The 1,085-nt window shown below is 68.8% G+C and carries 2 protein-coding genes; one reads left to right on the top strand and one right to left on the bottom strand.

The window, feature by feature from the left end:
* Positions 1-571, top strand: a 571-nt coding sequence (locus tag ACFWUY_RS41930; RefSeq protein ID WP_384122417.1) for a radical SAM protein, incomplete at its 5' end; no start/stop codon positions are given.
* 8 nt (positions 572-579) lie between these two features.
* Here the strand turns inward: ACFWUY_RS41930 and ACFWUY_RS41925 are convergent.
* A partial coding sequence (locus ACFWUY_RS41925; protein WP_384122414.1) for a transglutaminase family protein occupies positions 580-1,085 on the bottom strand: 506 nt, incomplete at its 5' end.

Genomic DNA, 1,085 nt, shown 5'->3' with positions numbered 1-1,085 from the left:
GGGCATGGGCGAGCCCCTCGCGAACTACAAGCGCGTGGTGAACGCGGTGCGCCGGATCACCTCGCCCGCGCCCGACGGTCTCGGCATCTCGCAGCGCTCGGTGACGGTCTCGACCGTCGGCCTCGCGCCCGCGATCCGCAAGCTGGCCGACGAGAATATGTCGGTGCGCCTGGCGGTCTCGCTGCACACCCCCGACGACGAACTGCGCGACACCCTGGTCCCGGTGAACAATCGCTGGTCCATCGCCAAAGTACTCGACGCCGCACGGTATTACGCCGACAAGTCCGGGCGCCGCGTCTCGATCGAGTACGCGCTCATCCGCGACATCAACGACCAGCCGTGGCGCGGGGACATGCTCGGCAAGAAGCTGCACAAGGCCCTCGGCCCACTCGTACACGTGAACCTGATCCCGTTGAACCCGACTCCGGGCAGCGAGTGGGACGCCAGCCCGAAGCCGGTCGAGAAGGAGTTCGTGCGCCGCGTGATCGCCCAGGGCGTGTCGTGCACGGCGCGTGACACCCGCGGCCAGGAGATCGCCGCCGCCTGCGGTCAGCTCGCCGCAGAGGGCTAGCTCGACTCTCAGACGATGCTGGTCGGCGTGACGAAATCGTCGTAGGGGAGTGGGCCTTCGACGAAGGCGTTGACGGACATGACGTTGAGGGTGATGTCGCCGCCGTGGTTGTCGAGGAAGGCGATGTCGGAGGCGTCGCGGCCGGTGGCGATGCGGACGAGGCTCGAGCGTGGTGCCAGGCCGGTCGGGTCGTAGGCTCGCCATCTGCCGTCGATGTAGGCCTCGCAGACGGCGTGGAAGTCCATCGGCACGCAGCCCGGCGCGTACACCGCTGCGACCCGGGCGGGTACGCCGACCGCGCGTAGGAGCGCGACCATCAGGTGGGAGAAGTCACGGCAGACGCCGGTGCCCGAGAGCAGGGTTTCCACCGCGCCGTCGATGGGCGTGCTGCTGCCGGGGACATAGGTGATCCGTCGGCCGATCCACGCCGCGACACGGTTGGCTACCTCGGGATCGGCTATGCCGTAACCGAATTCGGCCGCCGCGAAGCCGAGCAGCTTGTCCGACTCCGCGT

The organism is Streptomyces sp. NPDC058664 (genome assembly GCF_042716635.1).
GTDB lineage: Bacteria > Actinomycetota > Actinomycetes > Streptomycetales > Streptomycetaceae > Streptomyces.
This window is presented reverse-complemented; position numbering and strand designations above follow the sequence as displayed.